We start from the raw sequence: 22,322 nt of genomic DNA on the forward strand, positions 1-22,322 counted from the left end.
TGAATTTTCAATCAAGGGTTGAGATAAACTCAACCGATGTCCGATTCCTCTACCCGCACGCCGCCGCTGGCCGCGTTGCGCGCCTTCGAAGCCGTGGCCCGTCTAGGGAGCCTGAGCCGCGCCGCTGCCGAGCTCAACGTCACGAAAAGCGCCGTCAGCCATCAGTTGCGGGCGCTGGAAGCCGACCTGGGAACCTCGCTGCTGCGCCGGGGCGGCACCGTGCGGCGCGCCGAAACCACCGAGGCGGGTGCTGCGCTGCTGGCTTCCGTACAACAGGCCTTGACCCTATTGGAGACCGCCTGCCGCAATGTCCGGGCTAGCGCCCGCGGCAAGCGGCGCTACACCCTGAACGTGTCCGCCAACCCGTCGCTGGCCGCGCTGTGGCTGGCGCCGCGCATCGGCCGCTTCATTGAATTGCATCCGGACATCGATATCCAGGTGTATCTGCACGCCAGCCAGGACCCGGCCTGGAAAACCCAGGACATCGACCTGGCCTTCCTGCACGTTCGGGCGATGGGGCCGCACATTGCGGCGCCGGGCGACATTCCGCTCATGACCGAGACCGTGGTGCCGGTATGCAGTCCGGCGCTGGTGCCCGAGGCCGACCGCAATGACCCGCGCGTGTTCCTGCGCCACCGCTGGCTGGAAGAAAAGCACATCGACAGCCCCGAGACCGATTGGCGCACGTGGGGACCCCGGCTGGGGATCGCGCCGGATGACTGGCAGGATCCGATGGTGCTGAGCGGCTTGAGCACCGTGGTGGCCGCCGCGGCCGCCGGGGTGGGCATCGCGCTAGGCCGCGCGCCGCTGATCGACGAAGACCTGGCGAGCGGCCGGCTGGTGCCGCTGATGCCGCATCTGCGCATGCCGGGCTCGTGGGGCTATGTCATGCGCATCCACGCCAACCGGCCGATGGATCCGTCATTGCCCGCGCTGGTGGAGTTTCTGGCCGAGGAAGGCCGCAGCACAGGCGCGTGGCAAAGCCCCGACGGCGTATTCGGCAGCCTTGCCCCGCATGACGTTGACGCCGAGCATCAAGATCGTCCAGTCGGATCGCGCACGCAGCGCGGTTAATCGGCCGTCAACTCCATGCTGCGCGTCACTTCCTCCTGCACGCGCTCCCAGATCGCCCGCTTCAGTTCCACGAATCGCGGCGACAATTGCACGTCCGCGCTGCGCGGATGCGGCAGGTCGTTCTGGATGTCCTGCACGATGCGGCCGGGCTTGGAACCCATGACGGCCATGCGCGTCGACAGGGTCAGCGCCTCGTCGATGGAGTGCGTGATGAAGACGATGGTCTTGCCGCTCTGCTCGTAGATCGACAGCAATTGGTCCTGCAGCACCTGCCGGGTCATCGCATCAAGCGCCGCGAACGGCTCGTCGAACAGCATCACGTCCGGGTCGTTGGCCAGCACGCGCGCAATCGACACGCGCTGCTTCATCCCGCCCGACAGCGCGTGCGGGTACTTGTCCGCCGCGTGCTTCAGGCCCACCATCTCGATGAACTTGCGGGCGATCGGCGCGCGCTCCTGGCGCGACATGCCGCGCATCTTCAGGCCGAACTCCACGTTCTCCTGCACCGTGCGCCACGGAAACAGCGCGTACTGCTGGAACACCATGCCGCAGGCGGCGGTCACGTCGGTGACCTTTTTGCCGTTGATCTCCACCGACCCGGTGTTGGGCGTGATGAAGCCCGCCATCAGGTTCAGCAGTGTCGATTTGCCGCAGCCGGAGGCGCCCAGCAGCACCAGGAATTCTCCGCGCTTGACCTCCAGGTTGACCTTGTCCAGCACCGGCACTTCGCCGTAGGCCTTGGAGACGTCCGTCAGCCGGATCATCGTGTCGTTCATCGCTGCCATGCCAGCACCCATCGTTCAAGAAGCCGCAAACACAGATCGGTCACCAGCACGGTGAAACTGATCAGCACCATGCCCAGCACCACGGTGTCGGTCTGGAAGAATTCCTTGCCGTTCATGATCATGAAGCCCAGGCCTTCCTTGGACGCCACCAGTTCGGCCGAGATCACGCAGGTCCAGGACAGGCCCAGGATGATCTTCATGCCCGACAGGATCTGCGGCAGACAGCCCGGAAACAGCACCTCGCGCATGACCTGCCAGCGGTTAGCGCCCAGGTTGCGCGCGGCGCGCACCAGCACGGGGTCGATGCTGCGCGAGGCCTCCATCACGTACAGCAACGCGGGCACGAAGGACCCCATGAACACGATGCTGTACTTCTGCGTTTCGGTGATCCCGAACCACAGCAGCGACAGCGGAATCCAGCTCATGGACGGCAGTGGGCGCAGGAACGAGATGATGGGGTCGAAGACAGCGCGCGCCACCTTGGACGTGCCCAGCAGGATGCCCAGCGGAATCGCCACGATCACAGCAGCCAGAAAGCCCACCATGACGCGGCGCGTGGAGGCCAGCACGTTGTAGAACAGCGTGCCCTGGTCGGACATGGAAAGCGCGCGCGCCAGGACCTGGGACGGCGCGGGCAGGAAGATGGGGTCGACCGCGCCGGCACGGCACAGGCCTTCCCACATCAGCAGAAAACCCAGCAGCGAAAACACGCTGACCCAGAGCAGGCGCGTTTCGCGGGATGACGAACGTGTGGACATAGGCAGACTGTCCTGGGTTTAGAGGTACGAGGACTGGACCCAGTCCTTGACGGTGGGCGCGCGGTCGATCTGCTTGAGCGACACCAGCATCTCGGCCAGTTGCTGCATGCCGTTCACGAAGTTGCCGGGCTCGATCATCAGCGCCTTTTGGTCTTCAGCCGAATACCACTGCGTCTGCTTGATGACGGCCAGCTGCTCGTCCTTGGACAGCCCGGTCAGCTCCAGCAGCACGCCGGCCGCTTCCTCGGGCTGGTTCGTCAGCATGGCGTTGGCCTGGAACACCGCCTGCAGGAACTTGCGCACGGCGTCCGGATTTTCCTTGCCCACCTTGGCGTGCGTCAGCAGTACGTCGGGTCCGGGCGTGATGGCGTATTGCTTGTAGAGCGAGAACGCGGTGTCGTCCAGCAGCACGTGCGTGCCCGGCACGGCCTTGATGCGGTCAAACGCCGGCGTCCAGGCCACGGCCGCGTCGATCTGGTTGCCCTGGTAGGCAGACAGCAGGTTGGTCGCGGGCAAATTGATGATCGAGACATCGCGATCGGGATTCAGGCCGGCCTGGCGCAGAACGTCCAGCAGCAGCACGTGGGCGCTGGAGGCGTACGTGACGCCGATCTTCTTGCCCTTCAGCTCGGCAACGGATTTGACGTTGTCGCGCACGAGCACGCCTTCGGCACGGCCGAAGTTGTTGGGGGTGGCGATGACCTGGAACTGGCGCGCGCCCGCGGCCATCAGCGCCAGCGACGACACCACGCCCGTGCCCGCCAGGTCCACATTGCCCGCCATCACCGCGCTCATGCGGTCCGACGACGTGGCAAAGCTCTGCCACTTGATGTCCAGACCCTGCTTGGCGAACAGCCCCGTCTTCATCGCGATGTAGGCGGAGTAATGGCCCAGCCAGGCCGAGCCGCCATAGGTGTAGGACGCGCCGGCGGCGCGGCCGATCATCGGAAAGCCCAGGGCGCTTGCGCCCGCAAGTGCAGCGGTGCGCACCAGCATGGCGCGGCGATTCATGTTCATATTTTTCCCCTACTTGAATGTAGATTGACCGATAGATTCCATGTCGCCGGCACTCTGGGGTGCGGCAGACGAGACTTTCGCCCGAGCGCCTGGCGGCGGCATGAATATAAGGAGCGGCGATGGTCAACATCAGCGGCGCTTAAATTTCTGCAGCTCCGAAACGGCGGGTCCACACTCGCCGCACTTGTCCTTGGAGCCTTGTCGTGAAAAGTTTTGACGTGATCGTGATTGGTGCCGGCGTGATCGGCAGTTCGGTGGCGTTTCACCTGGCCGAACTCGGCGCGAAGAACGTGCTGGTGCTGGACCGCGAGACCATCGGCGCGGGCACCACGTCGCAGTCGTCCGGCATCCTGCGCACGCACTATTCCGTGCGCGAGAACGTGGAGCTGGCCCAGCGTTCGTGGAGCGTGTTCAACAATTTCGCCAGCTATCTGGGCGACGAAGAGGCCTCGTGCGGCCTGGTCAAGTGCGGCTACCTGATCACCGCCGCCGACGACGACAAGCTGGAACCGCTGCGCGGCGCGCTGGCGCAGCAGCACGCGCAGGGCATCGCGCTGGAATTGCTGAATGCCGCGCAGGCGCGCGAGCTGCTGCCCATTGCGTCCTTCGACAACGCCGCGCTGATCGGCTATGAGCCCGAGGCGGGCTTTGCGGACGCGTATCTGGTGGCCACCAGCTTTGCCCGCGGCGCGCGCCGCCGTGGCGTCACCATCCGCGAGAACGTCAACGTCCAGCGCCTGATCATCGACAACGGCCGCGTGACGGGCGTGGTGACCTCCGAAGGCGACTACAGCGCGCCGCTCGTCATCAGCACGCAGAACATCTGGACGCCGGAACTTGCCGGCTGGACCGGTGTTGCCATGCCCGTCGTGCCGGAGCGGCATGCCGTGCTGGCGCTGGAATGCGAGGCGGCGCCCTATACGTATTCGATGCCGGTCTTCAAGGACCTGGCCTCGCCCGGCATGCTGTATTGCCGCAGCTACGGCGGCAACCAGATGCTGGTCAGCGAAGGCGTCGTCGGCGAGGCGCTGCAAAAGAGCGACGCCGAGCAGGGCGATATTCCGTTGGACTACGTGGCCGAGGTGGGCGCGCAGGTGGCGGACCGCTTCCCCGCCTATGAGACCGCCGGGCTGGCGTCGTCGTGGACCGGCGTCTACGACGTGACGCCCGACTGGAACCCCGTGCTGGGCCGCGTGCCGGGCATTCAAGGGCTGATCGTGGGCTTTGGGTTTTCGGGCCACGGCTTCAAGCTGTCGCCCACCGTGGGTCGCGTGCTGGCCCAAGAAGCGCTGGGTCTGGCGACCGACGTGTCGCTCACGCCCTACGAGTTGGGGCGCTTTCAGCGCGGCGCGCTGTTGACCGGGAAGTACGGCCTTGGCGCAGTCTCCTGATCCGCGCGGTCCGGTGCAAGCCAGCTGGTTGGCGCTGCCGCCCGAGCCGTGGAAGAACGGCGGGGGTGTCACGCGCACGCTGGCAGCTGATCCGGCCGGGCGCTGGCGCGTCAGCATCGCCGATATCGAACGCGACGGTCCGTATTCACGCTTTCCCGGCTATGACCGCGTGTCGGTCGTGCTGGCGGGAGAGGGCGTGATGCTGCAAGGCGAGGGTGTGGCCGTGCCGTTGCGGCTGCGTGAACCGGCGGTGTTTGGCGGCGATGCGTTGCTGCAATCCACGTTGGTGGACGGACCGGTGCAGGTGCTGAATCTCTTTGTCTTGCGAGGCGGTGCGATGGCGTCGGTGACCTGTTCGGGGTCGGCGTCCGGTTGCTGCGAGGTCGGCGCGTTGCCGGCCGGCTCGGACGGACTCGAGGTTACGCGGGTGCGGGTGACGGCGGGGGCATACGAGATGACGCGCGGCGTGGAAATGCCGGGCGTCGATACGCCGGGCGTCGCCACCCCCGGCGCCCTAGCCACGCAAACCGACTTCACCGTGATCCTGGACATCACGGTCCAGAAAAGCTTCCCGGACTGACCAAACTACAGCCGTCCCAGTCACAACCCGGGGCGTCCGTTGATTCCTTTCACTCAGGAGTGTTTCCATGAAGGTACTTGCCGCGGTCAAGCGCGTGGTTGACTACAACGTCAACGTGCGCGTCAAGGCCGACCAGAGCGGCGTGGACATCGGCAACGTGAAGATGTCGATGAACCCGTTCGATGAAATCGCCGTCGAGGCGGCTGTGCGCCTGAAAGAGCAGGGCGCGGCGGCTGAAGTCGTGGCCGTGTCGTGCGGCACGGCGCAGTCGCAGGAGACGTTGCGCACCGCGCTGGCCATCGGCGCCGACCGCGGCGTGCTGGTGCAGACGGATGCCGCCTTGCAGCCGCTGGAAGTCGCCAAGCTGCTGCGCGCCGTCGTGGTCAAGGAAGCGCCCGCGCTGGTGATCCTGGGCAAGCAGGCCATCGATGACGACGCGTGCCAGACCGGCCAGATGCTGGCGGCCCTGCTGGGCTGGCCGCAGGCCACCAATGCCAGCGCCATCGCCATCGGCGACGGCGCGGCGCGCGTGACGCGCGAGGTGGACGGCGGCCTGGAAGTGGTGGAACTGACGCTGCCTGCCATTGTGACGGCAGACCTGCGCCTGAACGAGCCGCGCTATGTCACGTTGCCCAACATCATGAAGGCCAAGAAGAAGCCGCTGGATGTGGAAACGCCGGAAGCGCTGGGCGTGGACCCGGTGTCCCGCCTGCAGACGCTGCGCGTCGAAGAGCCGGCGGCGCGCGCACCCGGCATCAAGGTTGCCGACGTGGCCGCGCTGGTCGACAAACTGAAGAACGAAGCCAAGGTGATCTGATGACTGTCCTTGTTATTGCCGAACACGATAATCGGGCGCTGAATGGCGCCACGCTCAACGCCATTTCTGCCGCGGGCAGGCTGGACATGCCGGTCCACGTACTGGTCGCGGGCGATGGCGCGCAGCCGGTGGCCGAGGCGGCTGCACGGGTCGCCGGGGTGGCAAAGGTGCTGCTGGCGCAGGCGCCGCAGCTTGCCGATGGCCTGCCGGAAGCCGTGGCCGCGCAGGCCGTGGCGGCGGCCGCCGGCTACTCGCACGTCTTCCTGGCCGCGACGGCGCAGGGCAAGAGCGTGGCGCCGCGCATTGCCGCGTTGCTCGATGTGGCGCAGGTGTCGGACGTCATCGAAGTGCTGGCGCCCGATACGTTCAAGCGTCCGATCTACGCCGGCAACGCGATCGCGACGGTCAAGAGCGGTTATCCGGTGGTCGTGGCCACGATCCGTCCCACGGCATTTGATCCGGTGTCTGGCGACGGCGGCAGCGCCACGGTGGAGGCGGTCGAGGCCGTGACGGCGGCGGGCTTGTCACGATTCATCAGCCGCGAGATCGCGGTGTCAGAACGCCCCGACCTGGGCGGCGCGCGCGCCGTGGTGTCGGGCGGACGCGGCCTGGGTAGCGCCGAGAACTTCAAGCTGCTGGATCCCCTGGCCGAAAAACTGGGCGCGGCGCTGGGCGCGTCGCGCGCGGCCGTCGACGCGGGTTATGCGCCGAACGACTGGCAGGTCGGCCAGACCGGCAAGATCGTCGCGCCGGACCTGTACGTGGCCGTCGGGATTTCGGGCGCGATCCAGCATCTGGCGGGCATGAAGGATTCCAAGGTCATCGTCGCCATCAACAAGGACGGCGACGCGCCGATCTTCGGCGTGGCGGATTACGGGCTGGTGGGCGACCTGTTCGAAGCCGTGCCGGCGCTGACGTCCTCGCTGCCGTGAAGGAAGCGGCGTTGGCGCCGCAGAACGCGCCAACGCCGCAGGCAGCCCTTCGCTGCCGAACCCCGCGTTCGGGGCGCCGCGGGCTTTAGGTCAACGCCGCAGGCTGCGCCACAGCGTGGCCGGCGGCAGCCCCAGCGCCGGGGCCAGTTCCTTCTGGATCAGGCGCTCCATCGCCATCAGGATCACGTCGCGCGCCTCGGCGGGCAGCTTGCCCACCTCCTGCTGGCGCGCGGCCAGATACAGCGTGCGCGACAGGGCGGGATCGTCGGCCCGCGCCGCGCCCAGGAAGGGCGCCAGCGGCAGCACGCGCAACTGGTCCAAAAAATGGCGCGACTGCCAGATGCACAGCGGCGTGCTGATGCCAAAGCCCAGCCCGGCCGTGACCAGGCTGAGCAGCGGATCGGTATTGTCGAATTCGTAGGTGCGCTCGATCATCACGCCGTGCGACTCGACCAGCCGGTCGATCTCGGCGCCGATGAACGAACGTGCGCTGTAGCGGATGAACTGGGCGCGCTGGCCCAGCTCCTTCAGTGTGTCGATCCTGTCCATGCTCATCGAGCGCGGCACGATCAGCACGTAGGGTTCGCTGAACAGACTGTACTTGCGGATGGTGGGCTTGCCTGCCGATGCGCTGGTGGTGACGACGAGGTCGAGCTGCCGGTCTTCCAGCTGCTTGTCCAGCACGGGCGTGATGCCCGACCACAGCCGGATCTGGCGCGACGCGCCGGACAGGCCGTGGATCAGGGTCGGTCCCAGCGTGCCGGCAAACGAGTCCACGCAGCCGAAGCGCACGATGTTGCGCTTGGCCCGGCTAAGGTTGCGCACGCTTTCCGTCATGTCGCCGGCCTGCGCCAGCAGCCGCGCGGCGTGTTCGAACAGCAGTTCGCCAGCCGGCGTGGGCCGGGCAGGGCGGGTGCTGCGGTCCAGCAGTTCGGTCGACATGGCGGCTTCAAGCTGCTTGATCCGCTGCGACACGGCCGCCTGCGAAAAACCCAACAGCCGCGCCGCGCCCGAGACCGACGCCGCTTCCACCACCGCCACCCACGTCAGCAGCAGGCTCCATTCCGGATAGTTTTCCGTGCTGGTGAACGAAAAGCGGTTCATGGCGTGGGCGTCCGGCGGCGATTCAACAGAGCTTAGCGCTGGCGCGCGGTGGTCTGGCGCAGCGCGGCAGTCACCATGCCTTCGACCACCGGAATGACCTTGTCGGCCAGATCGGGGCGATAGCCGTACGGGTATGTTTCGTCCATGTAGGTGGACTGGCACATCTCGAGCTGGATGGCGTGCACGTTGTCAGCCGGCGAACCGTAGTGGCGCGTGATGTAGCCGCCCTTGAAACGGCCATTGACGGCCCAGGTGTAATCCTTGCAGCCGTTCAACTGCTCTTGCACGGCGGCCAGGATGTCGGGCGCGCAGGAGGCGCCGTCGGACGTGCCGATGTTCAGGTCGGGCAGCTTGCCCTCGAAAAGGCGCGGCAGCACGCTGGCGATCGAGTGCGCTTCCCACAGCAGCACCGTGCCGTGCTCGGCCTTGATGCGGTCAATCTCTTCTTGCAGCTTGGCGTGATACGGCTTCCAGTACGCCTCCAGGCGCTGGGCGCGTTCCGCGTCGGTCAGCACAGCATCGTTCTGGTAAAGCGCATCGCCGCGAAAGGCCTGGGTGGGGCACAGGCCGGTCTTGGTCTGCCCGGGATACAGGCTTTCGTCGTTGGGCGGGCGGTTCAGGTCGACCACGTAACGGGAATAGCGCGCGCCCAGCACGGACGCGCCCAACGCCTGGGCGAACTGATACAGGGTGTCCAGATGCCAGTCGGTGTCGCCGGATTGCAGGGCGACGTCCGTCATGTGCGGACGCTGCGCGTCGGGAATCTGGCTGCCGAGGTGGGGAATGGAGATCAGCAGCGGGGCGGTGCCGCGGCTGAATTGAAAGAGGTCGGTCAAGAGGAAACTCCGGGTGGCAATGGCAATGCGCCGCGGCAGAGCCGCAGGCAACGGGCGCTTGTATGCTAGGCAGCACGGCCCGCTGCGGGAATTGCATCAGTTTAATGGATGCTGATGATTAGCCGCGCCGATGCTCATGGCGATGGCCGCGGCGTGGTCACGGTGAGCCGCGTTCTGGGTCGCGCTGGTCAGCCGCGGCCCGTGGACCGAGTTGCTGGGCCGCGTGAGGTAGAGTAGACGGCGCGCACACTCTAGCGAGCGGACATGATTGATGAACTGATTCAACTGGGCAAGCTCGTCAGCCTGGGTCTGGCGCTGATGCTGCCGCTGGCCAATCCGCTGACGTCCATGACGCTGCTGCTGTCGCTTGGCCAGCAGATACCGTTCAAGGAACGGCAGAAGCAGGTGACCCAGGCGGCGTTCTACGTGGTCGGGATCATGCTGGTGACCTACTACGCCGGCGCGCTGCTGATGCACACCTTCGGCATTTCCATCCCCGGCCTGCGCATTGCGGGCGGACTGATCGTGGTCAGCATCGGCTTCAGCATGCTGTTTCCGTCGGACCAGCCGCGCGCCCTGGAAGCCGAGGCCGCGGCCGACGCGCAGGAGCGCCAGAGCCCCAACATCGCATTCGTGCCCCTCGCCCTGCCCGGCACGGCGGGACCCGGCACGATCGCCATGATCATCAGCGGCGCATCGTCGGTCGATTCGGCCATTGCACCGGACTATGCGCGCTGGGTGGTGGGCGTGGCCCCGGTCATCGTGTTTGCGCTGCTGGGGCTCTTGTTCTGGGTCTGCCTGCATTTCGCGGGCCGCATCGTCGCCGTCATCGGCAAGAGCGGTGTCGAGGCGATCTCACGCGTGATGGGATTCCTGCTGGTCTGCATGGGCGTGCAGTTCGTCATCAACGGCGTGTTGGAGATCGTGGAGAAGTTTCCCAACGTGTAGCGGGCATAGCGTCAGGCGGTCCGTCCGTGCATGCCTGCGCTGCGCCGGGCAGTCCATAAAGTCACGCGGATTTTGATTTCACCCCGTTTCGTGAAGCTTGTAGAAACATAATCTACGCTACATTACATTTTTGATTTTTCGCCGTGGGCAGTCATGCTTGCCCGCGACGGCAGTTTTTGTATGTGCAACATCATTGAAGACAAGATCAGGCAGTGCGCGGTAGCCCGCGAATCCATCGCGGTTGGCGCGCCGAAGTGCCGATCAAGCTCTTGCGGAACGGCCGCCGCAATCTGCAAGCGTGCGTCATGATGGCCTGGCTACCCTTGATCGTGTTGGGGCTGGTGGTCAGCGGCGTAGTCACCGCCTTGATGCGCGAGCCAGGCGTTCGCCTTTACGACTGGATCGCCACCCGCGCGCGCCGGCCGCAGCCGGCTGCCCGGCGGCGTGTCCCCGAAACCGAACGCGGACCATTGACCCAGACAAGCTGATCGCCACGCGTTTCGGTCCGGCGTCTGCCCTCTCAGCGGCCCGGTCGTTTTAGGCCCAGATGCCCGCGCAGCGTGGCGTGTTCGTAGTCCTTACGGAACAGTCCGCGCTGTTGCAGCACCGGCACCACCTGCTCCACAAAGTCGTCGATGCCGCCCGGCAGTGACGGGGGCATCAGGTTGAAGCCGTCGGCGCCTTCGTTCCTGAACCAATGTTCCATCCGGTCCGCGATCTGCTCCGGCGTGCCCACCATCGTGCAGTGCCCGCCGCCCGCGGCCAGCCGGCCAAGCAACTGGCGCACGGTGGGCTGCTCGGTTTCGATGATGCGCAGGATGGTGCCGTAACGGCCTTTGGGGCCGGTGAACTCGGACAGCGGGGGCAGGGGCGGCACGGGCGCGTCCAGTTCCCAGCCCGAACAATCCTGCAGGACGAACGTCCCAAGTTGGCGCAATGAGGCGTCCGCGGGCAGGAGTTCGTCCAATTCGCGCCGCTTGGCGCGGGCCTCGGCTTCGGTCGAGCCGACATAGGTCACGAGGCCCGGCATGATGGGCACGAACGCGTCGCGGCCAGCTGCCCGGACACGTTGCTTGATGTCGCGGTAATAGGACTGCGCGGCGGGCAAGTCGTAAGCCACGGCATAGATGGCTTCCGCGCGGCGCGCCGCCAGATCGCGGCCCTGATCCGAGGCGCCCGCCTGGAACAGCACCGGATGCCCCTGCGGCGGTCGCGGCACGGTAAGCGGGCCGTCCACCAGAAAGTGTTCGCCGTGGTGATCTATCTTGTGCAGGCGGTCCGGCACGCCGAAGTGGCCGTTGCGGTCGATGACCAGCGCGTCGTCGTCCCACGAGTCGAACAGCCTCAGCGCAACGTCGACAAATTCCTCGGCGCGCGCGTAGCGCCAGTCGTGGCCGGGCATGGCTTCGTAACCGTGATTGCGCGCCTCGGCGTCGAACATCGAGGTCACCACGTTCCAGCCCATGCGACCGCCCGAAATGTGATCCAGCGAGGCCACCATGCGCGCCGCATGAAAGGGCGTGAAGAACGTGCTGGACACCGTGCTGATCAGGCCGATGCGGGTGGTGGCGCGGGCGATCGCGGCCATCGTGGTGAGCGGTTCGAGATACCAGCGCGGCCCGTCGCCGATGTTGTCCATCGACTGGCCGTCGGCAAAGAAAATGGCGTCGAGCTTGCCGCGCTCGGCCGTGCGGGCCAGGCTTTCGTAGTAGCTGATGTCGCCCAGCCGCTCGGCCGCCGAGTCCGGGTGGCGCCAGGCCGCGCGATGGTGGCCGCAGCCGAAAATGAACAGGTTCAGGTGCATCATGGCGATCAGCTCGTCGATTGCTTCATCAGTTGCTTCATCAGTTGCGTCATCAATTGCGTCATTGATTGCGTCATTGATTGCCGCGTCCGGCACGCCCGCGGGTGCCGCAAGCGGGCGAACTTAGCATAAAACGGCGGGCGGGCGCCGTTGCGGTCGGCGGGGCTTGCGCGGCCGCGGCGCCTGCCCGGCATACCCGGCGCAACGTTTCTCACGCCGCGCGTTGACATCGCCGCGCCGCTCTCCTAACCTTGCGGCAATTCCTGGGGGAGCCCTGTATGGGCTGAGATTCCGCGTCTATGCGGTAACCCTTTGAACCTGATCCGGGTAATGCCGGCGAAGGGAAGGACTCCGCAAGTCTCTCGCGCGCCCTCCCTGATTCCATTCATCTTGCGGCCTCCCTGACGGCGGGCCGCCGCGTTACGCGTCCGGCCTCAGGCCGCCCGCGGGAGGACCGACCTTCATGTTGACCCAAACCACTGCCCTGGTATGGCTGCTGCTGTTCTCGGGCGGCTTCGCCGTGGCCAGCGTGCTGTACACCCGGCGCAAGCGCGGCACCCTGGAAGACTACATCGTCGCGCGCAACAGCCAGGGGTCGTTTGGCACGATCCTGACGCTGATGGCGTCCACGCTGGGCGCATGGATTCTCTTTTCGCCGGCGCAGGCCGCAACCTGGGGCGGGCTGGCCGCCGTGATCGGCTACGCGCTCGGGTCGATGTCGCCGCGCCTGGTCATGATTCCGCTGGGCCGGCGCATGCGCGAACTGATCCCGCACGGTCACACGCTGACCGAATTCCTGATGGCGCGCTACGGCCGGCCCATGTACGGCCTGGCGCTTTTCATCATGCTGTTCTACCTGTTCATCGCGCTGTCGGCCGAGGTTACCGCCATTGCCAAGCTGGTCGCGATGCTGGCGCCCGTGCCGCTGTGGGCCACCGCCGCCATCGTGATGGGGACGACCTTGCTCTACACCACCTACGGCGGCCTGCGCTCGTCCATCTTCACCGATCAGGTGCAGATGATGATCATCGTGCCGCTGCTGGTCGTGCTGTGCGTCGTCGGCTGGCAGGCGGCCGGTGGCGCATTGCCCACCATCGAAGCCCTCCAGGCCAAGGCGCCGCAACTGCTGGACCTGACCGACCCGGTGGGCGTGAAGGCGGGGCTGACCTTCTTTGTCGCCATTTTGCTGACCGGCATCTTCCACCAGGGCAATTGGCAACGCATCTACGCCGCCCGCGACACCCGCACGATGCGCAACGGCTTTCTGCTGGGCGGCGTGCTGGTGGCGCCGTTCATCTTTTTGATGGGCCTTTTCGGCCTGGCGTTCGTCGGTTTGGCGCCCGAAGGCGACAGCTCGATCGCACTGTTCAGCGTCATCATGCCGCACGCCCCGGCGTGGTTCGTCATCGCCCTGATTCCGCTGGGCCTGTCCCTGGTCATGAGCACCGCCGACACCGCCATCAGCGCGGTGTCCAGCATCATCGCGGTCGACCTGCGCCGCCTGATGCCCAACGCCGGCGGCGCCACCATGAAACGCCTGGCGCGGTGGCTGGTGCTACTGATGGCGATCCCCGTGATGATCGTGGCGTCGCAAGGCTACAGCGTGCTGTACCTGTTCCTGCTGGCCGACCTGCTGTGCTCGGCCGCCGCCTTCCCGGTGTTTTACGGGCTTTTCAGCCGCAAGCACGATGGATTCACGGCGACCGCGGCCACCATCACGGGGCTGATCGCCGGCCTGTTCTTCTTCCCCGCGCCGGGGGACAAGCCGACTTTCCTGCTGGAATCGTTCCTGCTGGCGGCGTTTGTGCCGGTGGTGACGACGGTGCTGATCCGGCTGGTGATGCGCGGACGGGAGGAGTTTGATTTCTCGACGCTGAGCGCGGCGGTGCGGCGGTTGGATAAGGAGACGGTTTGAGGGGGGGGGGCAGGCAGAGCCGCGTAAACTCGCATATTGTCCGAAATTTGCCTACAAATTTCGGACAGCCCTCAACTTATAAGGATGATTCGGGGGACGTCGGGTGGAAGCAGCTCAAAGGTCCGGAAATCTGCGTGTAGAGCGCTTTGGTCTAAACACCAAAGGCCGCGATCTCGCCGTTGGCGACATACACGGCCATTTCGGCCGGCTTGAAGCCGCGCTTGCCGCAGCCCGGTTTTCCCCCGAGCATGACCGCTTGTTCGCCGTCGGCGATCTCGTCGATCGCGGGCCAGAGTCCGCACGAGGTGCTGGCTTGGCTGGAGCGCCCCTGGTTTCACGCGATCTGCGGGAATCACGACCTCATGACGTGGCGGCGCGCCATGAACAACCCCATTCCCGACGTGGATCATCGCCTCCATGGCGGCGAATGGCTGGACGCCTGCGATGGCGACACCCAGGTCCGCATCGCTACATGCCTGAATGCCTTGCCGTTGGCCATCGAGGTGGAAACGCCGGGCGGTGTCGTCGGTCTGGTGCATGCCGACTTTCCCTATGACGATTGGCAAGCCATTCATGGCGCCGGCTTCAGTCTGGACGATGAAGACGCGTGCCTGTGGTCCATCGACCGCTATCGAATGCAATATGCCAAACCTGTCCGAAACGTCCGTGCGGTGGTCCACGGGCACATGACGCTGCGCAAGCCGGCGCAGTTGGGCAATGTGTATTACATCGACACGGGAGGTTGGCAGGACGGGGGGCGGTTCACGCTGCTGGATCTGCACACGTTGAAGCCTTGCCGGTGAAACGGCCTAGCGCCGTCGCGCTTGCCGTACAAATATTGCCGTTCCATAGGCGGGCTGTAGGTTCCACCTACGGGCCGTAGACATCCAGCCTGCAGAAACAAAAAAGCCTTGGCACACAAAAGTGTCCCAAGGCTTTTCCGTCTGGAATTTGGTGGAGCGGAGGAGGATCGAACTCCCGACCTTCGCATTGCGAACGCGACGCTCTCCCAGCTGAGCTACCGCCCCAAATCAAGCAAGACCAGAAATATACAGGAATTCCCCCCGGCTGCGCAACACGCGCCGGCGCCGATATTTTTCAGACAAATGCGAGCGTGGCGATGACCGGCGCGTGGTCCGACGGTTGCTCGTTGCGGCGGGGTTCCTTGTCGATCACGCAGGCGGTGCAGCGCTTGACCAGGGGGGCGGACAGCAGCACGTGGTCGATGCGCAGGCCGGCGTTGCGGCGGAACGCGAATTGGCGGTAGTCCCACCACGTGAACGACTTTTCCGGCTGCTCGAACAGGCGGAACGAGTCGGTCAGGCCCACGTCGATCAGCGAGCGCAAGGCCTGGCGTTCCGGTTCGGACACCAGGACCTGGCCTTCCCACTTTTCGGGGTTGTGCACGTCTTCGTCGGCGGGCGCGACGTTGTAGTCGCCCAGCACGGCCAGGCGGGGGAATTGCTTGATCTCTTCAGCCAGCCATTTGCGCATGGCTTCAAACCATTCCAGCTTGTACGCGTACTTGTCGGACCCGACCGACTGGCCATTGGGGCAATAGGCGCACACGACGCGCACGTCGCCTTCGGGGCTGGGGAAGGTCAGGGCCAGGACGCGCTGCTGCGGGTCTTCGTAGCCGGGGATGTTGCGCACCATCGTCGTGCCGGGCACGCGGGAAATGATGGCGACGCCGTTATAGGTTTTCTGGCCGGCCCACACAGCGTGGTAGCCGGCTTCCTTGAAGGCTGCCTCGGGGAACTTGTCGTCGGTGAGCTTGAGCTCCTGGATGCACAGCACGTCGACGGGATTGGCGGCGAGCCAGTCGAGGACCTGTTGCAGGCGCACATTCAGGGAGTTGACGTTCCAAGTTGCGAGTTTCATGTTTTGTTCAGATGTTTGTTTACGCGGCTCTCGGGGCATCGCGTCGGCGTGACGGGCCGATGGCTTCAAATCCGGCTTCGATGGTGTCGTTGAAACGAGAGCAATTCGGGGGGGCGAGGCCGCCCCATGCAGATGCGGAATGATACCGCGCCGCCATGACGTGTTTTTTTGCCCGGCCTGCGCATATTGGGTGTCTGACACCCACAAGAAAAAACCCCGTTTCCTGCGAATCGGGGTTTTGGCTTTTGCTATTCGCTGATGTGATTGAACTCAACCGATCCCGGCTCGATTCCGCCGCGCCGCAGCCGGCCGTCGACATCGTCCGGATTTCCGCCCGCCGCGTCCGCCGCCGGCAGGTCCAGCCAATTCGCCAGTTCCTGCTTCGCCTGCTGGCTGTCGGAAATCCCGCCATTGACCAGCGCCACGCCGTCGCTGCCGTCGAGCTTTCGATAACTGATCTGTGTCTTCATCTTGCCTCCTGGGTTGCGGTGGATTTGCCGGTCCACCGTAACACACGACGCATCAGCGTCATCCGGGGGGCTTCCCGGATGCGGCGATCAACCCTTCACCAGTCCGCCGTCGACAATCAGGTTCTGCCCGGTCACCGCACGCGACCAGGGGCTGGCGAAGAACAGCACGGCATCCGCAAATTGCTCTGGCGTGGTGACTTCGCGCAGCGGGGTGCCGGCGGCGATCATGTCGAAGACGGCGTCGGGGGTGGCGGCCGAGGCGTCGGTGGTGCGCAGCAGGCCGCCGGACACCATGTTGACGGTGATGCCGTCCGCGCCCAGTTCGTGGGACAGGGTGCGGGTGAAGGCGAGCAGTGCGGCCTTGGCAGCGGTGTAGTCGTGGTACGGCACGACCGGGTTCTGGACCAGGTTGGTGCCGACGTTGATGATGCGGCCGCCGCCCGCGGCGCGCATGCCGGGCAGGGCGGCCTGCGTGGTGTTGAGCGCCGCGCGCACGCTGCCTTCGATCTGGGCGTTCATCTGCGCCCAGTCCAGCGTGTCGGCGTGGGGGCGGGCGTCGCCATTGAACTGGAAAGCGGGCAGGGCGTTGTTGACGATGGTGCTGACCGGCTGGCCAAAGTGCTGGCTGGCGCGGGCGACCAGGGCGGCGACGGCGGCGGGGTCGCGCACGTCGGCCTGCACGGCCAGGGCGCGGTCCGGGGCGGAAGCCGCCAGAGCCTCGGCGCGCTCTGCGCTGTTCAGATAGTTGATGACGACTTTGGCGCCTTCACGCAGGAAGGCCTGCGCGATGGCGGCGCCCAGGCCGCGGCTGGCGCCGGTGACGATGACGAGTTGCTGGTTCAGGTTCAGTTGCGGGCGTTGCGATGACATGGGGTACGGCTTCCTGCTCAATGTTCCGAGCCGCTATTGAGCATGCGGCTGCGGGCTTTTTCGATATGGGCGCGCATGACGTTGCGCGCGCCCTCGGCATCCTGATCGCGGATCAGTTTGTAGATGTGGCGGTGTTCGTCGATGGCGGCGCGCGTGCGCTTCCAGGGTTCGCTGTGGACCAGATGGCGCATGACGTTCACGGCGTGGCTCACGTCGTATTCCAGGGACTTGAGCACCTGCACGAAGCGCTGGTTGCCCGTGGCCGTGGCAATGGCGCGGTGAAAGCCATAGTCGTGATGGTGCGCGATGGCGCCGGACGCGTCGGCCTCTTCGTAGCCGGTCAACATGCGGTCCATTTCCTGCAGGTCTTCGGGTGTGCGGCGCAGTGCGGCCAGGTGCGCGCATTCGGGCTCGATCACCATGCGCAGTTCCAGGCCTTCCAGGATGTGGCCCACGCGGCGCGCGGGGTCCACGGCGGGCATGCCGCCCATCAGGTCCGGTTTGGACTTCACGTAGGAGCCCGAACCGCGGATCGAGTCCACAAGCTGGTCTTCACGCAGCCGGTCCAGCGCCTGGCGCACGACGGGCCGCGACACTTCAAAGAGCGCGGCCAGTTCCAATTCGGTCGGCAGCTTGTTGCCGGGGGCGATCTTGCCGGTGGCGATCGCGTAGAACAGGCTTTCGTAGACGCGCTCGGCAAAGCGCTCGGCGCGGACATAGCCCAGGCCTGACGCCACCTCGGCCAGCACGTCCAGTTCGGGACGGGGGCGGGTGGCCGCGGCCAGCAGCGATTCAAGCTGCGGGTCACGTACGTTGCTCATCGGGCGCTCCTTCAAGTAGGGACAGGTTGTCATGCGGCATGACTAACCGGCGGGCCGCTAAGCCCCTGAAATATTAGGGATAACCCGATCATCCAGAAAAATATCCTGAAGGTTGGGATTAAAGCTGTCATTTCAATTGACAAGTTGCGGAGGCCTCCCGTACCTTGCCATTCAAACCACAACGCCCGCGCGCACGACGCGCCGGCGGCGCGGCCGGCCCAGCTGCCGGCAAGCGCACCGAGACATGCAGCTTCCCCCAACCGGCCGTTCGGCCGCTACTTTACTCCGCACATCGTGACTCAGAAGAACTTTATCGCCAACCAATGGGTGGCCGCGGCCACCGGTGAAACCATTCCCGTCCTGAACCCGTCCGATGGCAAGCCTTTCGAGGAACTGGCCCGCTCGAACGAGGCCGACGTGGACCGTGCCGTGCAGGCCGCGCGCCAGGCGTTCGAAGGCGAGTGGGGCCAGATGGCGCCCGCCGTCCGCAGCCGCCTGCTGATGAAGATTGCCTTTGCGCTGCTGGACCGCCAGGAGGAACTGGCGCAGCTGGAATCGGCCGACACGGGCAAGCCCATCAAGCAGGCGCGCGCCGATGCCGCCGCCGTGGCGCGCTATTTCGAGTTCTATGCCGGCGCGGTCGACAAGCTGCATGGCGAGACCATTCCCTACACCCCGGGCTTTACCGTGCTGACGGTGCGCGAGCCGCATGGCGTCACCGGCCACATCGTGCCGTGGAACTACCCCCTGCAGATCTTCGGCCGCAGCGTCGGCGCGGCGCTGGCGGCGGGCAACGCGTGCGTGGTCAAGCCCGCCGAAGACGCCTGCCTGTCGCTCCTGAAGCTGGCCGAGATCGCCGCCGAAGTCGGCCTGCCCGCCGGCGCGCTGAACATCGTCACGGGCTACGGCCATGAGGCCGGCGCTGCGCTGTCCGCGCATCCGGGCATCGACCACATCTCGTTCACGGGCTCGCCGCAGACCGGCAAGATGGTCGCGCACGCCGCTGCCGAGAACCACGTGCCCGTCACGCTGGAACTGGGCGGCAAGTCGCCGCAGATCGTGTTCGACGACGCCGACCTGGACGCCGCGATGCCGGTGCTGCTGGGCGCCATCATCCAGAACGCCGGCCAGACGTGCTCGGCCGGCAGCCGCGTGCTGATCCAGCGCGGCGTGTACGAAACCGTGCTCAAGCGCCTGTCGGACGCGTTTTCCGCGACGGTGACCGGACCGGCGGCGGCGGACCTGGATGTCGGTCCGCTGATCAACGCGCGCCAGCAGGACCGCGTGCGCGGCTTCCTGGCCGAGGCCGAGGCGCAAGGCATGAAGGTCGCCGCGCGCGGCAAGCTGAAGGACGGCACGCCCGAGGCCGGCTTCTATCAGACGCCCGTCCTGTTCCGCGATGTGCCGCCCGACAGCCGCCTGGCGCAGGAAGAAGTCTTCGGGCCGGTGCTGGCCGCCATGGTGTTCGACACCGAGGAAGAAGCCCTGGAAATCGCCAACGGCACGCTGTATGGGCTGGTGGCGGGCGTGTGGACGCGCGACGGCGGCCGCCAGATGCGCCTCGCGCGCAAGCTGCGCGCCGGCCAGGTGTTCGTCAACAACTACGGCGCGGGCGGCGGCGTGGAACTGCCGTTCGGCGGTTCGCGCCAGTCGGGCTACGGCCGCGAGAAGGGCTTTGAGGCGCTGTACGGCTTCACCAGCCTGAAGACCATCGCGATCCGCCACTGATCCCGGCGCGGCGGGCGGCGCGTTCGCGCAATGACCCGGGCAATGGCCCGGGCAGCGGCCCCCAGCAAGGACCCGGACAAAATATCGGTTAACGTTGATGTTTTGCTTCCGGGGCCTGCCGCCCCGCATTCAGGATCCGTATGTTCACCGGTATTGTTCAAGGCACCGCGAAGATCGCAAAGATCGCGGATCGCGAAGGCCTGCGCACCTTCACGCTGGATTTCCCCCCTGGTTTCTGCACTGACCTGGCCATCGGCGCCAGCGTGTCGACGGACGGCGTCTGCCTGACCGTCACGGAAATCCTGTCCGAAAACCAAGCCACGTTCGACGTCATGCTGCAAAGCCTGGCGATCACCACGCTGGGCAGTTATGGCGAGGGCGACAGCGCGAATGTAGAGCGCGCGGCCAAGGACGGCGCCGAGATCGGCGGCCATCCGTTGTCGGGTCACGTGGACTTCACGTCGCAGGTGCTGATGGTGAAGTCCTCGGACACCAATCGCCTGATGCGCTTCAGCATTCCCGAGGCCTTCCGCAAATACGTGTTCGCCAAGGGCTATATCGCCATCAACGGCGCCAGCCTGACCGTGTCGGAAGTGAACCGCGCCGAAGGCTGGTTCGAGGTCTGGCTGATTCCCGAGACGCGCCGCATGACGGTCTTCGAGGACAAGCAGGTGGGCGACGCGGTCAACATCGAGATCGAGCGCAGCACGCAGGTCATCGTCGACACCGTGCGCGAGACCGTTCAGGAAAGCCTGGGCAAGCTGCAACCGCTGCTGGAGGCGATCCTGAAGGAAAAGGGACTGACGCTGGAAGACTTCGTCAGCCCGCAGGGCAAGCTGAAGTAATACCGATTGATAGCGGCCACGATGGCCGCCTTAGTCAACATGGCCGGCGCCTTTGCGCCGGCCATGTCGTTTTCACGCTGCCGCAAACGGCCGCCCCTGCGGCCGCACCCGCATCCCGGGCGCCAGACGCGTCCATGGCAGATCCGCGGGATCGGCCTGCATCGGGCCGGGCGCCTTGGCCACCAGCACCTCGTGCGCGATGGGTTGGAAGTCGGCCCGGAAATGCACCGAGCTTTTCACCACCAATATCCCCATTTCCTCGGGCTGCACGCCGCCGACGCGGAACAGATTGCGGTCCAGCATCTGCGCCTTGCCGGCGCTGACCACCACCCGCACGCCGCCGATCCGCAGCGTGGCCGTCCCGCCCAGGTCGACGTCCATGCCGTTCATCATCGGTCCGTCAAAGCGCAGCTTGCCGTCCGATAGCGCCTCGACCACGAATTCGCCTTCAAAGGCCGCGTCGCCCGTGACGCCGGACTGACCGCCCAGCTTGAGCGCGACGGTCGCGCCGACGCCTGCCGCTGTTGCCTGACGCACCACGTCGGGGTCGTACAGCAAGCCCAGTGCCGCGTTCTGCGCGTCCGCTTCCACCAGCGCGCGCAGCATGCCGGTGGTGTTGGCGTCACCGCCCGCGCCGGGGTTGTCCTGCGTGTCCGCAATGACGATGGGCCGCGTCGCTTCCGCGGCCAGGGCCTGCGCGCGGCGCACCGCCTCGGCCGGTTCCAGAAAGTCCGGCGACCACTCGGGTTCCAGCGCCAGCACGCGCGCATACAGCGATTCCGTGACCTGCTCGACCGCGGCGGCGTCCGTGCCGTAGGCCCACACTACCGGCCCGCACTCCGGGAAATCCGCGGCGGGAAAGCCCGGCGCGAAGGAGACGGAGGCGACGCCGGGCGTCTGTTCCAGTTCACCCAGTAAGGCATACACGCCCTGCGAGGGTTCGAGCATCGTGCACATGCCGTTGATGGGAATCAGGAAGGGCAGGCGGCGTTCGCTGCGGGTCCATTTGCCGCCGGCCTGCATGCGCGCCATGAGCAGCCGCGCGGCCAGCACGCCGGTGTCGGCCATGTCCACGTGCGGATACGTGCGAAACGCCACCAGGCCGTCGGCGCTTTGCAGCATCTGCGCGGTGACATTCGCGTGCAGATCCAGGCTGGCGACCACCGGCACGTCCGATCCCACGATCTCGCGCACGCGGGCAAGCAGTTCGCCTTCGCCATCGTCCAGATGTTCCGTAACCATGGCGCCGTGCAGGTCCAGATAGATGGCGTCAAAGCCGCCCGCCCGCACCGCGTCCAGGATCTCGCCGGCGATGCGTTCGTAAGCGTCGCGCGTCACATGGGCAGACGGGCTGGCGCCTGCCCAGATCACGGTCTGCACGGTGTGGCCTTCCGCGGCCACCTCGTTGATAAAGCCGCCGGCCGGAATGTTGACCTCGCGCAGCGCCAGCATGTCCGCGCCCCGCACCATCGCGGGAAATCCTTCGCCGCGCACGAAGTTGTCGTAGCCCGCCTTGGAGGGCGCGAAGGTGTTGGTCTCGTGCTGGAAGCCAGCAACCAGGATGTGCATGAGCGTATTTCCTTGCCGATGAGAGGAGGGGAATTCGAGCGTGCGGAAATTATTGGGGGCGGCGCTGCGATCGGCAATACCGATGTCCGCGGCACATCGCGCCAACGTCTCGACAAGCCCGCCATCGCGGGAAATCCCTGATGCATCGCGCGTTGCGTGCCCCGAAGTTGCTCGCTT

Annotated in this window: 22 protein-coding genes, 1 tRNA gene, 1 pseudogene and 1 riboswitch; of the genes and pseudogenes, 12 read left to right on the forward strand and 12 right to left on the reverse strand. The window is 66.0% G+C overall.

Annotated elements, in window-relative coordinates; translation table 11 throughout:
* The first annotated feature begins 36 nt into the window (after positions 1–36).
* A complete protein-coding gene (locus tag KW836_RS12065; RefSeq protein WP_255595415.1) occupies positions 37–1,074 on the forward strand; it encodes a LysR substrate-binding domain-containing protein in 1,038 nt (345 codons plus the stop codon).
* On the opposite strand, the gene KW836_RS12070 is transcribed toward KW836_RS12065, so the two are convergent.
* Genes KW836_RS12070 through KW836_RS12080 form a run of 3 tightly spaced genes read right to left on the reverse strand, consistent with a single transcriptional unit; the run spans position 1,071 to position 3,634 of the window.
* Positions 1,071–1,859 carry an ABC transporter ATP-binding protein gene (locus tag KW836_RS12070; RefSeq protein ID WP_191577345.1) on the reverse strand — a complete coding sequence of 263 codons (789 nt, stop codon included), beginning with the start codon at positions 1,857–1,859 and terminating at the stop codon, positions 1,071–1,073. The two genes, KW836_RS12065 and KW836_RS12070, sit on opposite strands and share 4 nt — an antisense overlap.
* A complete protein-coding gene (locus KW836_RS12075; protein ID WP_175124152.1) occupies positions 1,847–2,617 on the reverse strand; it encodes an ABC transporter permease in 771 nt (256 codons plus the stop codon). Before KW836_RS12075 ends, KW836_RS12070 begins: the two co-directional genes overlap by 13 nt.
* Before the next feature lie 18 nt (positions 2,618–2,635).
* Positions 2,636–3,634 carry an ABC transporter substrate-binding protein gene (locus KW836_RS12080; protein ID WP_218343459.1) on the reverse strand — a complete coding sequence of 333 codons (999 nt, stop codon included), beginning with the start codon at positions 3,632–3,634 and terminating at the stop codon, positions 2,636–2,638.
* Between the two features lie 203 nt (positions 3,635–3,837).
* Here KW836_RS12080 and KW836_RS12085 point away from each other — a divergent pair, with 203 nt between their 5' ends.
* The 4 genes from KW836_RS12085 to KW836_RS12100 all read left to right on the forward strand — a co-directional run bounded on the left by KW836_RS12085 (position 3,838) and on the right by KW836_RS12100 (position 7,354).
* A complete protein-coding gene (locus KW836_RS12085; protein ID WP_218343460.1) occupies positions 3,838–5,025 on the forward strand; it encodes an FAD-binding oxidoreductase in 1,188 nt (395 codons plus the stop codon).
* On the forward strand, positions 5,009–5,605 hold the full coding sequence (locus tag KW836_RS12090) for a HutD family protein (protein WP_218343461.1): 597 nt from the start codon (positions 5,009–5,011) through the stop codon (positions 5,603–5,605). The genes KW836_RS12085 and KW836_RS12090 overlap by 17 nt, the downstream gene beginning before the upstream one ends.
* Before the next feature lie 67 nt (positions 5,606–5,672).
* The gene (locus tag KW836_RS12095; RefSeq protein WP_218343462.1) at positions 5,673–6,422 is read left to right on the forward strand and encodes an electron transfer flavoprotein subunit beta/FixA family protein; all 750 of its coding nucleotides are present in this window, start codon (positions 5,673–5,675) and stop codon (positions 6,420–6,422) included.
* A complete protein-coding gene (locus tag KW836_RS12100) occupies positions 6,422–7,354 on the forward strand; it encodes an electron transfer flavoprotein subunit alpha/FixB family protein (protein WP_218343463.1) in 933 nt (310 codons plus the stop codon). Before KW836_RS12095 ends, KW836_RS12100 begins: the two co-directional genes overlap by 1 nt.
* A gap of 90 nt (positions 7,355–7,444) precedes the next feature.
* Here the strand turns inward: KW836_RS12100 and KW836_RS12105 are convergent, their stop codons facing one another.
* Both KW836_RS12105 and hutG read right to left on the reverse strand, forming a co-directional pair.
* Positions 7,445–8,458 carry a LysR family transcriptional regulator gene (locus KW836_RS12105; protein ID WP_218343464.1) on the reverse strand — a complete coding sequence of 338 codons (1,014 nt, stop codon included), beginning with the start codon at positions 8,456–8,458 and terminating at the stop codon, positions 7,445–7,447.
* A 32-nt stretch (positions 8,459–8,490) separates the two neighbouring features.
* On the reverse strand, positions 8,491–9,294 hold the full coding sequence (gene hutG, locus KW836_RS12110) for an N-formylglutamate deformylase (protein WP_218343465.1): 804 nt from the start codon (positions 9,292–9,294) through the stop codon (positions 8,491–8,493).
* Positions 9,295–9,558: 264 nt separating this feature from the next.
* Between hutG and KW836_RS12115 the strand changes: the two genes are divergently transcribed.
* A complete protein-coding gene (locus KW836_RS12115; protein WP_279975433.1) occupies positions 9,559–10,242 on the forward strand; it encodes a MarC family NAAT transporter in 684 nt (227 codons plus the stop codon).
* 305 nt (positions 10,243–10,547) lie between these two features.
* Positions 10,548–10,730 carry a hypothetical protein gene (locus KW836_RS12120; RefSeq protein ID WP_218343466.1) on the forward strand — a complete coding sequence of 61 codons (183 nt, stop codon included), beginning with the start codon at positions 10,548–10,550 and terminating at the stop codon, positions 10,728–10,730.
* Between the two features lie 32 nt (positions 10,731–10,762).
* On the opposite strand, the gene KW836_RS12125 is transcribed toward KW836_RS12120, so the two are convergent.
* Entirely contained in the window at positions 10,763–12,049 is a 1,287-nt protein-coding gene (locus KW836_RS12125) for an LLM class flavin-dependent oxidoreductase (RefSeq protein ID WP_218343467.1), read from the reverse strand.
* Between the two features lie 252 nt (positions 12,050–12,301).
* Positions 12,302–12,408, forward strand: a riboswitch (TPP riboswitch).
* A gap of 101 nt (positions 12,409–12,509) precedes the next feature.
* On the opposite strand from KW836_RS12125, the gene KW836_RS12130 reads away from it, so the two are divergent.
* The 3 genes and pseudogenes from KW836_RS12130 (at position 12,510) to KW836_RS12135 (ending at position 14,764) form a co-directional block, all read left to right on the forward strand.
* The gene (locus KW836_RS12130) at positions 12,510–13,961 is read left to right on the forward strand and encodes a sodium:solute symporter family protein (RefSeq protein WP_218343468.1); all 1,452 of its coding nucleotides are present in this window, start codon (positions 12,510–12,512) and stop codon (positions 13,959–13,961) included.
* Between the two features lie 103 nt (positions 13,962–14,064).
* Positions 14,065–14,202, forward strand: a pseudogene (locus tag KW836_RS27895) (hypothetical protein); the annotation flags it as partial.
* 7 nt (positions 14,203–14,209) lie between these two features.
* Positions 14,210–14,764, forward strand: coding sequence for a serine/threonine protein phosphatase (locus tag KW836_RS12135; protein ID WP_255595936.1), 555 nt, complete (start codon positions 14,210–14,212; stop codon positions 14,762–14,764).
* Positions 14,765–14,913: 149 nt separating this feature from the next.
* On the opposite strand, the gene KW836_RS12140 is transcribed toward KW836_RS12135, so the two are convergent.
* The 5 genes from KW836_RS12140 to KW836_RS12160 all read right to left on the reverse strand — a co-directional run bounded on the left by KW836_RS12140 (position 14,914) and on the right by KW836_RS12160 (position 18,003).
* Positions 14,914–14,989: transfer RNA gene (locus tag KW836_RS12140), tRNA-Ala, on the reverse strand.
* Between the two features lie 70 nt (positions 14,990–15,059).
* A complete protein-coding gene (gene xth, locus KW836_RS12145) occupies positions 15,060–15,842 on the reverse strand; it encodes an exodeoxyribonuclease III (RefSeq protein ID WP_175124165.1) in 783 nt (260 codons plus the stop codon).
* A 248-nt stretch (positions 15,843–16,090) separates the two neighbouring features.
* The gene (locus tag KW836_RS12150) at positions 16,091–16,312 is read right to left on the reverse strand and encodes a hypothetical protein (protein WP_063952506.1); all 222 of its coding nucleotides are present in this window, start codon (positions 16,310–16,312) and stop codon (positions 16,091–16,093) included.
* 87 nt (positions 16,313–16,399) lie between these two features.
* The gene (locus tag KW836_RS12155; RefSeq protein ID WP_175138908.1) at positions 16,400–17,182 is read right to left on the reverse strand and encodes a 3-oxoacyl-ACP reductase; all 783 of its coding nucleotides are present in this window, start codon (positions 17,180–17,182) and stop codon (positions 16,400–16,402) included.
* Between the two features lie 17 nt (positions 17,183–17,199).
* Positions 17,200–18,003 carry a FadR/GntR family transcriptional regulator gene (locus tag KW836_RS12160; protein ID WP_175185135.1) on the reverse strand — a complete coding sequence of 268 codons (804 nt, stop codon included), beginning with the start codon at positions 18,001–18,003 and terminating at the stop codon, positions 17,200–17,202.
* 291 nt (positions 18,004–18,294) lie between these two features.
* Between KW836_RS12160 and KW836_RS12165 the strand changes: the two genes are divergently transcribed.
* Both KW836_RS12165 and KW836_RS12170 read left to right on the forward strand, forming a co-directional pair.
* The gene (locus KW836_RS12165; protein WP_175138979.1) at positions 18,295–19,731 is read left to right on the forward strand and encodes an aldehyde dehydrogenase family protein; all 1,437 of its coding nucleotides are present in this window, start codon (positions 18,295–18,297) and stop codon (positions 19,729–19,731) included.
* 140 nt (positions 19,732–19,871) lie between these two features.
* Positions 19,872–20,576 carry a riboflavin synthase gene (locus KW836_RS12170; protein WP_056569982.1) on the forward strand — a complete coding sequence of 235 codons (705 nt, stop codon included), beginning with the start codon at positions 19,872–19,874 and terminating at the stop codon, positions 20,574–20,576.
* Positions 20,577–20,648: 72 nt separating this feature from the next.
* Here KW836_RS12170 and KW836_RS12175 read toward each other — a convergent pair whose 3' ends face one another.
* Entirely contained in the window at positions 20,649–22,145 is a 1,497-nt protein-coding gene (locus tag KW836_RS12175; RefSeq protein ID WP_218343469.1) for a M81 family metallopeptidase, read from the reverse strand.
* Between the last annotated feature and the right edge of the window lie 177 nt (positions 22,146–22,322).

It is taken from the genome of Achromobacter sp. ACM05, assembly GCF_019218915.1.
Classification (GTDB): domain Bacteria; phylum Pseudomonadota; class Gammaproteobacteria; order Burkholderiales; family Burkholderiaceae_B; genus Achromobacter; species Achromobacter animicus.